A 10,149-nucleotide genomic window follows, 5' to 3' on the forward strand; every position below is an offset into this window, starting at 1 on the left:
CAGCGTCGGCAGCTCGGGCAGGTGCACGTTCGCCAGGGCGGACGCGGCCTGCGTCTGCGCGCTGCGGAGCGCGGCGCGAACGTCTTCCAGGTGCGGCGCGGCGGCCAGCGCGGCATGCACCTGCGCGGCGATGCGGTCGGCCGGGAAGGCGGCGGCGAGCTGGTGGGCCACCTTCTCCACCGTGGCCGCGCCCAGGCGCCGCTCGTTGCGCACCACCTCGGCCGGCGGCTCGCCCAGCTCCCACACCACGCCCGCCCACGACAGCATCTTCAGCGCGTAGAACGTCGGGTCGACCTCGTACCAGCGGAACCCCTGCCGCGTGGAGCGCTGGTAGGCGTGGTGGTTGTTGTGCCACCCCTCGCCGAGCGTGATGACGGCGAGCCACCAGTTGTTGCGCGAGTCGTCGCCAGTGACGTAGCGCTGCTTCCCGTGCACGTGCGCCAGCGAGTTGATGAAGAAGGTGCCGTGGTACAGCAGCACCGTGCTCCAGAAGAAGCCCACGACCAGCGCCGTCCATCCCCCGAACACGAAGCAGGCGACGCCGAGCGCGATCGCGGGCACCAGCGGCCACCGCTCCAGCCACGCCAGCTCGCGATAGCGCGCCAGGTCCGGCACCGCGTCCATCTCCGTCTCTTCATTCCTGCGGTCGAAGATCCACCCCACGTGCGAGTACAGGAACCCGCGCATCCGCGGCGAGTGCACGTCCAGCTCGGTGTCGGAGTGGCGATGGTGATGGCGATGCACCGCCGCCCACCAGAGCGCCCCGCGCTGCGCCGAGCTCTGCGCCAGCCACGCCAGCACGAGCTGCCCCGCGCGGCTGGTCTTGAACGAGCGATGCGAGAAGTAGCGGTGGTACCCCGCCGTCACCCCGAACATGCGCACGACGTAGAGCACGACGCAGAGGACCAGCGCGCTCCACGTCACCCCAGTCCAGATCGCCCCGAGACAGGCGAGATGAACAAGGATGAACGGGATCGCGGCCGGGTAGATGATGTCGTCGTGGAACTCTTCCCCGTGAGCGTGGGAAGATGCGGCGGCGTGGCGTGCGGACATCGCGGCTCCGGGTGCGGAACGATTGACGAGACCCGATTCACCGGGTACGTTGAAGATATTGACCGAGCGGTCAATGGTCAATCTCCGGCTCCCTCTCTCGCATCCGACGTGAACCCATCTCCCAACGACGGCGGCAGTTACGATGCGGTGACCGCGGCCGCGCAGCTTGCCGCGCATGGCGTGGAGCAGGTGACGGACGTGGTGGAAGAGGTGCACGCGCGCATCACGCGGCCGCGGTGGGGCCGGCGTGGCGGACCGCGGCGGACGCGCGGAATCACCGGCTTCGTGTACCGCTCCATCCGGCTGGTCACGCGCGGCACCTTCGGCGTGCTGAAGCTGCTCGGCGGGAGGCAGCGGCGCGTGGCGCTGACCGGCGCGCGGCGCGAGGCGGTGGTGCGGGCCGTGGTCAACGGGCTGATCGGCGACCACCTGGCCGCGACGGGGAACGCGCTCGCCATTCCCATGGTGCTGCGCAGCGGCGGAAAGACGCTGCCGCTGGAGCGCGCCGCGCTGGCCGCAGCGCTCCCGGAGGCGACCGGCCGCGTGGTGGTGCTGGTCCACGGGCTGTGCATGAACGACCTGCAGTGGGACCTGCGCGGCACCGGCGACCACGGGCGGGCGCTGGCGCGCGACCTGGGCTACACGCCGGTGTACCTGCACTACAACACCGGCCTGCACGTCTCCCGCAACGGGCGCGAGTTCGCCGCGCTGCTCGAGGCGCTGGCGCAGGCGTGGCCGGTGCCGCTGGAGCGGCTGGCCATCGTGGGCCACAGCATGGGCGGGATGGTGGCCCGGAGCGCCTGCCACTACGCTGCCGAAGCGGGCCACGGGTGGCTCGGCCGCCTGCGCAAGCTGGTGTTCCTGGCCACGCCGCACCACGGCTCGCCGCTGGAGCGCGGCGGCAACGCCTTCGAGACAGCGCTGGCGGCGGTGCCCTACGCCGCGCCCTTCGCGCGGATGGGGCGGATGCGCAGCGCCGGGATCACCGACCTGCGCCACGGCAGCCTGCTCGACGAGGACTGGCAGGGGCGCGACCGCTTCGAGCGCGCGGGCGACGTGCGCGCCGTGGTACCGCTCCCCGCGGCGGTGGATTGCTATGCCATCGCCGCCACGCGCGGGCGGCGCCCGGACAGCTTCGGCGCGCGGGTGTGGGGCGACGGGCTGGTGCCGCTGCACAGCGCGCTGGGCGAGCACGCCGATTCGGAGCGCGCGCTCGCCTTCGCCCCGGAGCGCCGCTGGATCGCTTGGCGCACCGGCCACTTCGACCTGCTGCACCGCCCCGACGTGTACGCCCGCATCCGCGACTGGCTGGCGGAGTAAGAGAGCGACCCTGAGCCGGCCAACCCTCGTTCAGTCCCCGCTTCCGCGATCTGCCGTCCTTTTACAGATTCGCTTCGGGCACGCGGAATTCACCTCGCGCGGATCGAATATGATCACCTTGCTGCGCTGGAGGTGTCCCTTCGGGTAGAACCCTTACCCGGAGGTGACGTTGAACCCGAAGAAGAAATGGGTCGAGCGGCATGGAACCGTGGTCCGGCAGAAAACCCGGGACGTGAGTGCGTACACGTTCGACGCGACGCCGCCGCGCTGGTTCCGGAACATGCTCAACCGCCGCGTTCGCCGCGAAGACAAGATCCTGCTGCGGCGTGGCCGTTGGGACGACTTCCGCAACCGCCTCACGCGTGACGCGGGATGGTACTGGTGAACACGAAAGGCGCCCGGATTCGCTCCGGGCGCCCTTCACTTTTGTCCTTCGTATGATCGACTTCGACCTTGCCATTCGCGCGCACAAAGATAATCTTTTGTTCCCTCGTATTCTCCTTCCGACCCGCCCCATCCAGCATCCTCCACCACCATGACCAAGCGTTGCCGTTTCTGCGCCGAAGAGATTCAGGACGCAGCCGTGATCTGCCGCTTCTGCGGCCGCGAACAGCGCATTCCGGAGGTGCGTACCTCGACCGACTGGTTGACCGCCGCGGCCGTGGCGGCAGTACTGCTGCTCGGCGGCGGAGTCGCCGTGGCCGTGTTCGTTTCATGGTACGCGACGCAGGCTGACTCGACCGCCGCGGCGCAAGTCACCGAACTCGTTCCACCTCCACCACCGCCCCCTCCGCTCGTCGTCGAGATCGCCAATGAGCCCTACCAGCGTCTTCGCGCGACCAGCTACGCGTGGTATCCTTTCGAGTTGAACGATAGCCGGCAATGCTACCTGCGCGGGCGCGTCGAGGTGACTGAAGGAGGGAGTCACGACGTCGAGGTCTTCGTCACCGATCAGGATGGTTTCCAGAACTTTCAGAATGGGATTGATACGAACACGTATATGCACGAGCGTCGCACAAGCGCGGTAACCTTGGACCTGCCCGTGCGCGGGTTCACGAAATATTACCTCGTAGTCTCCAACAACTTCTCCCTTTTCACGGGCAAGACTGTGTCGCTGCAGAACGTTCGCGGCGTATGCGGTGACGCCGATGGCGACGGGGTTGGCGACGTGTGACGGATTTTCAAATCTCGCACAAAAGGCGAAGGGGCGCCCGGTGATCCCGGCGCCCCTTCGCTCCGTCTGTGATCGTCGAGAAGGCTACACCCCCGCGACCGCCGCCTCGCGTTCCTCCTCGGGCTCCCAGCCGGGGAGCACCTCGAACACCTTCAGGGCCAGGGGGACCCGCCCGAACGGCGCGCTCACCTGCACGCCCTGGATCATCCCCAGCGCGTCGCGCAGCATCTCCTGCGCGACCGCCGTCCCTTCCGCCGTGCCTTCCTCCTTGCCGCGGTCGCTGGCGCGGCGCATCCGCTCCAGCACCGTCTCGGGGACCACCACGCCGGGCACCTCGTTGGCCAGGAACTCGGCGTTGCGCGCCGACACCAGCGGCCAGACGCCAGCGATCACGGGGATGCGGATCCCCTCGCGGTCGATGTGCGCGACGAAGCGCTCCAGCTGGCGCAGGTCGAACACCGGCTGGGTGATGCAGTACTCCGCGCCCGCGTCGACCTTCCAGTAGAAGCGCCGCATCTCGTGCTCGAAGTCTTCGGCGCCGGGGTTCACGCCCACGCCCACCACGAACGAGGTCGGCTCGCCCAGCACGTTGCCGCCGGGGTCGAGCCCGCGGTTCAGCCGCGCCGCCAGGTTGGTCAGCCCGATGGAGTCGATGTCGAACACCGCCGTGGCGTCGGGATACGGCCCCATCTTCGGCGGGTCGCCGGTGATGAAGAGCATGTTCCTGAGCCCCAGCGCCTGCGCGCCCAGGAGGTCGCTCAGCATCCCCAGCAGATTGCGGTCGCGGCAGCAGTAGTGGATCACCGGCTCGATCCCCACGCGCTGGTGGATGAGCAGCGCCGTGGCCAGCGCCCCCATGCGGCTCTGCGCGCGCGGGCCGTCGGGCACGTTCACCCCGTCGACGCCCGCCGCCTTCAGCAGCCGCACGCCCTCCAGCATCGGCTCGGGGTTGGTCCCCCGCGGCGGCACGATTTCCACCGTGGTCAGGAACTCGCCGCGCGCGAGCTTGGCGCCCCACGCCGAGCGCTCGGCCAGCGGCACCGGCTCCATCGCCTGCCCGTCCTGTTCCGTGGCCGCCGCGAACACACGCGGCTGGGAGACGGGCGAGAGCATGCGCAGCGCGCCGCAGATGGCGGAGATGTGCTCGGGCGTGGTCCCGCAGCAGCCGCCCACGAAGCGCACGCCCTTGCGGATCATCCGCGCCGCGTAGGTGGCCATGTACTCCGGGCTGGCCATGTAGATGGTGCGCCCGTCCACGTCGCGCGGCAGCCCCGCGTTGGGCTGCATGGAGACGGGCTTCGCCGTGGCCACGACGAGGCGCTCGGCGACGTTCAGCATCGCGCTGGGGCCGACGGAGCAGTTGAGGCCCACGACGTCCGCGCCGAGCTCGTCCAGCCGCTCGACGAGCACGGCCGCCTCGGTCCCAAAGGGCGTCCGCCCGTCCTCGCGGATCACCATCTGCGCCACGACGGGGAGATCGGAGACGTCGCGGACGCCGAGGAGCGCCTGCTCGATCTCGTCCAGGTCGCTGAAGGTCTCCAGAACGAACAGGTCCACGCCGCCGGCCGCCAGCGCCGCCGCCTGCTCGCGGAAGAAGCCGCGCGCCTCGGCGGTGGACGTGGGCCCGTACGGCTCGATGCGCATCCCCAGCGGCCCCATCGCCCCGGCGACGCAGGCGCGGTCGCCGGCGGCGGAGCGGGCCACCTGCGCGGCCTTGAGGTTGATCTCCTCCAGCCGGTCCTCGAGCCCGTGGCGCGCCAGCTTGGGGCGGTTGGCGCCGTAGCTGTTCGTCTCCAGGATCTCGGCGCCGGCCTTCACGTACGCGCGGTGGATGTCGCGCACCAGGTCGGGCTGGCTGGCGTTCAGCTCGTCGTAGCAGCGGTTGATGTAGACGCCCTTGCCGTACAGCATGGTGCCCATGGCACCATCGAACAGGTGCGGGCGTCCGTCGGCCAGCAGCTCGCGAAAGTCGCGCATTGGAGTCGGGTGATGCGGGTCTAGTCGCGCGCCGCCGCGGGCGCGCTCAGTACGTGATCGCCGGAGAGAGCCGGACGTCTCCCTGCTGTGCGCCGGGCTGGATCCACAGCATCCGGCCGGCGGCATCGATCCCCAGCTCGGTCTCGCCCTTCTGCGGCGTGCAGCCGTGCGCGCCGGGATAGATCCAGCGCTCGCGCGTGTCGCGGCGCACCTGGATCATGATCGAGTCGGCCGCGACGTCGTCGAGCCCGATCTCGCCGCGGACGTGGTCCATCGCCCCCGGCGGACAGCGCGTGGGCCGCGGCCCCAGCGTGCGGAGAACGACCGTCGTGTCGGCCCGCGCCGGCAGCCCCTCCGCCAGGCGCCGCCGCCGGTGATCGGGCGAGTGGTAGACGGCCAGGGCGACGGCGACCAGGCCGAGGACCAGGATCAGCAGGGTCAGCCGCCGCGAGCCGGCCTTGTGGCGATTCAGCGCGCGGTCGATGGTGTCGTACGCGGCGGCGATGGATGCCTCCTGCGCGCGATGCGCGGGTGCGGGTGGGCGGAATTCGCGGACGCCGCCCCCGCTGCAGGATTGGGACCCTCGACCCGATCGGCCCTGCTGCCAACTTCACGCATGCCGAGCCGATCGCACGCGGCCTCGCCCTCATGGCTCTCACCCGGCTCGCTCAGGCCCGCCACCCTCTCCCGATAACGGGAGAGGGTTGGGCGCGGGCAGAGCTCTAGAGCGAAATCGAAGCTGTGACGTGTGTGACGATCATCTGCGGCTGAGGCGGCAGCCAGTTCGCTTCGAACGGCACTGTGGCCATGAGCACTTCGACCCGTTGATCGATGATGCTGTACTCGTCGGCACCTATGACCAGGCTGCCCGCCGCCGGTGGAAGTGCCGCCAGCTCCGTCTGGAAGTCTTCCACGAAGTCTTCTGCTCCGGGACCTGCGTTGTGCCCGACGTGGAGAATGATCTTCTGCGGGATCATGTCGCCTCCTTGGCATGGTCCGGGACGCCGATACCCGGGGTGAGTCCGACCACCCTCCTGCCTGCTCGCGTTTCCTGGAGTCCGCCGCGTTCCCCGCGCCTCACCCCGCCGAGAAGTACTTCGCGGCGGGGTGATGCACCACCAGCGCGGCGGTGGACTGCTCGGGGTCCAGCTGCCACGCGCTCGTCAGCCCCACGCCGATGGTCTCCGTCACCGGCAGGATGCGGAAGAGCACCTCGTGCTGCTCGATGTCGGGGCACGCCGGGTATCCCCAGCTGTAGCGCAGCCCGCGCGGCTCGCCGATCCCCAGCTCGCTGCGCACGCGGCGGTTCACGTACTCGGCCGTGCCCTCCGCCGCCTGCACGCTGAACCCGTGCAGGAAGTAGCCCTCGGTGTAGTCGCCGCTCTGGTTCCGCTTCGCGATGAAGTCGGCCGCGCGGTCGCCGCTGGTCACCACCTGCAGCGGCAGCACGTCCCGCGGGCCGCTGCCGTTCAGCGGGCGGAAGTAGTCGGCCAGCGACAGGTGCTCGCGGTCTTCCTGCCGCGGGAACGAGAAGCGCCCGATCTCCCTGGTCCGGTCCGCCGGGTCGAACACCACCACATCGTCCCCGTCCCGCCCCACCGGGAAGTAGCCGTAGATGGCGCGCGGGCGCAGCCACCCCTGCGTCCTGGCCTCCAGCGTGTAGCGCCTCAGCCGCGGCTCGAAGTCGTCGCGCACCAGGCGGTCCCACTCGTCGCCCTTCAGGTTGCGCGCGCCCCACTGCATTCGGTACAGCGTGTTGCGGTCGATGCACTCCACCACGTCGTCCACGGGGATTGCGTCCAGCACCTTCCACCCCCAGAACGGCGGCGCGGGCACCTCCGCCTCGGGTACGCCGACCTCCGCGCGCGAGGCCGGCCGCAGCTCCGCCGCGCGCGCCTTCGAGCGGGCGTACTCCTCGCTCTTGCGCAGCATCGCCTCGTTGTGGTCGCGCACCCAATCCTCGCGCTCGCCGCCCATCAGCTGGTCCATCACCGCCAGCCCCTCGAACGCGTCCTTGCAGTAGAACATGCCGGGGGGATACGGGTGCCCCTCCTCCACCAGCGCCGCCGCGCGCACGAAGCTGGGGTTGATGGCCGCGCCGCCGACCAGCAGCGGATACTCCTTCCCGCGCCGGAACAGCTCCTGCGCGCAGAGCGGCATCTGCTTCGAGGTGGAGACGAGGAGCGCGGAGAGGCCGATGGCGTCGGCGCCCACCTCGTCGGCCTTCTCGATGATGGTGTTCACCGGCACCTGCTTCCCCAGGTCGAACACCGTGTAGCCGTTGTTGGTGAGGATGGTGTTCACCAGGCTCTTGCCGATGTCGTGCACGTCGCCGTACACGGTGGCCAGCACCACCTTCCCCTTGGTCTGCCCCTCGGTCTTTTCGAGGTAGTTCTCCAGCCGCGCCACGGCCTTCTTCATCACCTCCGCGGACTGGAGGACGAAGGGAAGAATCAGCTCGCCCGCGCCGAACTTGTCGCCCACCTCCTTCATCGCCGGCAGGAGGACGTCGTTGAGGACGGGGACGGCGCCCAGCTTCTCCACCGCGCGGTCGATCCACTCCTCCACCCCGTCCTTCTTGCGGTGCAGGATCTTCCAGTGCAGCGCCTCCTCCGGCGTCATCTCCGCCGTGGGGTCGGCCGCCGACTCCTGCTCCACCGCCGCGTTCTCGTAGCGGGCGATGTACGCCGCCAGCGGGTCGTGCGTCTCCGTCCTGCGGTCGAAGATCAGGTCGTCGGCCAGCTTGCGCTCTTCCGCGTCGATCTCGAAGTACGGCTTGACGTGCGCGGGGTTGATGATGGCCGTGTCGAGCCCCGCCTCCACGCAGTGGTGCAGGAAGACGGAGTTCAGCACCGTCCGCGCGTGCGGCTGCAGGCCGAACGAGACGTTGGACACGCCCAGCGTGGTCAGCACGCCGGGGAGCTCGCGCTTGATGGCGCGGATCCCCTCGATCGTCTCCAGCGCGCTGCGGCGGAACTCCTCGTCGCCGGTGGAGAGGGTGAAGGTGAGCGCGTCGAAGATCAGCGCGTCGGCCGGCAGCCCGTACTCCCCGGTGGCGATCTCGTGGATCTTCCGCGCGACGGCGAGCTTGACCTCCGCCGTCTTCGCCATCCCCCCGAGATCCTTGTCGATGGTCAGGGCGATGACGGCGGCACCGTGGGCGGCGACGAGCGGGAGGACGGCGTCCACGCGCTCGCGGCCGTTCTCCAGGTTGATGGAGTTGACGATCGGCCGCCCGGGCGACTGCTCGAGCGCGGCCTTCAGCACGTCCGCCTCGGTCGAGTCGAAGCAGAGCGGCGCGTCCACGCCCTGCGAGAGGAGCTTGACCACGGTGCGCATCTGCACCGCCTCGTCCTGCCTCTCCGTCAACGCGACGCAGACGTCCAGCACGTGCGCGCCGCTCTCCGTCTGGTCGCGGGCCACCTCCAGCACGCCGTCGTAGTCGTCGGAGAGAAGGAGGCGCTTGACCTTGCGACTCCCCTGCGCGTTCACCCGCTCGCCGATCATGGTCGGCGCGGGGATCTGGACGAGATCGGCGGCGCGGATCGCGGAGGAGAGGCGGGGGACGTACGCCAGGTCGCGCGCCTTCGGCTTCAGCCCGCGCACCGCCTCGACGAGCCGCTTGATGTGCTCGGCGTTGGTCCCGCAGCAGCCGCCGACCACCGAGACGCCGAACTCCTCGACGAACTCCTTCATCTGCGCGGCGAAGGGGTCGGCCTGCAGCGGATAGACGGCGCACCCCGCCTCGTTGTGCGGGATCCCCGCGTTGGGGATGCAGGAGATCGGAAGCCGGCTGTTCTCGCCCAGGAAGCGGACGGCCTGCCGCATGTGCTCGGGCCCCGTCGAACAGTTCAGCCCGATGACGTCGGCGTTCAGCGCCTCCAGCGTGACCATCGCCGCGCCGATATCGGTGCCGAGCAGCATGCGGCCGCTCGTGTCCAGCGTCACCTGCACCTGCAGCGCGACGGGGCGGCCGGCCTCGCGGATGGCCTCGCGGCAGCCGAAGACGGCGGCCTTCACCTCGAGGATGTCCTGGCTCGTCTCGATCAGCAGCACGTCCACGCCGCCCTCCATCAGCGCGCGCGCCTGCTCGGCGAACACCGGCACCAGCTCGGCGAAGGTGATGTTGCCGAGCGTGGGGTCGCTCGCGGACGGCAGGAAGCCGCTCGGGCCGATGGAGCCGGCGACGAAGCGCTTGTGCCCGTCCTGCGCCTCGAAGCGGTCGGCCACGCGGCGGGCGAGCGAGGCGGCGGCCACGTTGATCTCGCGCACCTGGTCCTGCAGCCCGTACTCGCGCAGCGTCAGGCGGTTGGAGCGGAAGGTGTCCGTTTCCAGCACGTCGCACCCCGCCTCCATGTAGGCGGAGTGGATCTCCTCGATGACCCTGGGCTTCGAGATCACGAGGTAGTCGTTGCACCCCTCCAGCCGCTCTCCCCCGAAGTCGGACGCGGAGAGGTCGTAGCGCTGGATGGAGGTGCCCATGGCGCCGTCGAACACCAGCACGCGCTCGCGCAGCGCGGAGAGGTAGGGAGACTGAGGCTCGGCCATCGTTCTGCGGATCCCTTCCGAATGCAAAAAATCCCCGCGACTCGTGTGGAGTGCGGGGAACGCGGGTCCGGATGTGA

Annotated in this window: 8 protein-coding genes; 3 read left to right on the forward strand and 5 right to left on the reverse strand. The window is 69.9% G+C overall.

The features are described 5' to 3' along the window. The coding region (locus VF092_09135) for an acyl-CoA desaturase (GenBank protein ID HEX6747436.1) at positions 1-1,053 on the reverse strand (1,053 nt) is incomplete at its 3' end. A 108-nt stretch (positions 1,054-1,161) separates the two neighbouring features. Here VF092_09135 and VF092_09140 point away from each other — a divergent pair. The 3 genes from VF092_09140 (at position 1,162) to VF092_09150 (ending at position 3,547) form a co-directional block, all read left to right on the forward strand. Next, a complete protein-coding gene (locus VF092_09140) occupies positions 1,162-2,373 on the forward strand; it encodes a hypothetical protein (GenBank protein HEX6747437.1) in 1,212 nt (403 codons plus the stop codon). A gap of 169 nt (positions 2,374-2,542) precedes the next feature. Continuing rightward, entirely contained in the window at positions 2,543-2,758 is a 216-nt protein-coding gene (locus tag VF092_09145; protein HEX6747438.1) for a hypothetical protein, read from the forward strand. Between the two features lie 150 nt (positions 2,759-2,908). Then, entirely contained in the window at positions 2,909-3,547 is a 639-nt protein-coding gene (locus tag VF092_09150; GenBank protein HEX6747439.1) for a hypothetical protein, read from the forward strand. A gap of 84 nt (positions 3,548-3,631) precedes the next feature. Here the strand turns inward: VF092_09150 and VF092_09155 are convergent, their stop codons facing one another. From VF092_09155 to metH, 4 genes are all read right to left on the reverse strand, one after another. Next, positions 3,632-5,524 carry a bifunctional homocysteine S-methyltransferase/methylenetetrahydrofolate reductase gene (locus tag VF092_09155; GenBank protein ID HEX6747440.1) on the reverse strand — a complete coding sequence of 631 codons (1,893 nt, stop codon included), beginning with the start codon at positions 5,522-5,524 and terminating at the stop codon, positions 3,632-3,634. Between the two features lie 46 nt (positions 5,525-5,570). Beyond that, a complete protein-coding gene (locus VF092_09160; GenBank protein ID HEX6747441.1) occupies positions 5,571-5,798 on the reverse strand; it encodes a hypothetical protein in 228 nt (75 codons plus the stop codon). 448 nt (positions 5,799-6,246) lie between these two features. Continuing rightward, positions 6,247-6,501, reverse strand: a complete 255-nt coding sequence (locus VF092_09165; GenBank protein HEX6747442.1) for a hypothetical protein — start codon at positions 6,499-6,501, stop codon at positions 6,247-6,249. Positions 6,502-6,601: 100 nt separating this feature from the next. After that, positions 6,602-10,072, reverse strand: coding sequence for a methionine synthase (gene metH / locus VF092_09170; GenBank protein HEX6747443.1), 3,471 nt, complete (start codon positions 10,070-10,072; stop codon positions 6,602-6,604). Positions 10,073-10,149 lie beyond the last annotated feature (77 nt).

Origin of the sequence: Longimicrobium sp. (assembly GCA_036377595.1) — a bacterium.
Taxonomy (GTDB): domain Bacteria; phylum Gemmatimonadota; class Gemmatimonadetes; order Longimicrobiales; family Longimicrobiaceae; genus Longimicrobium.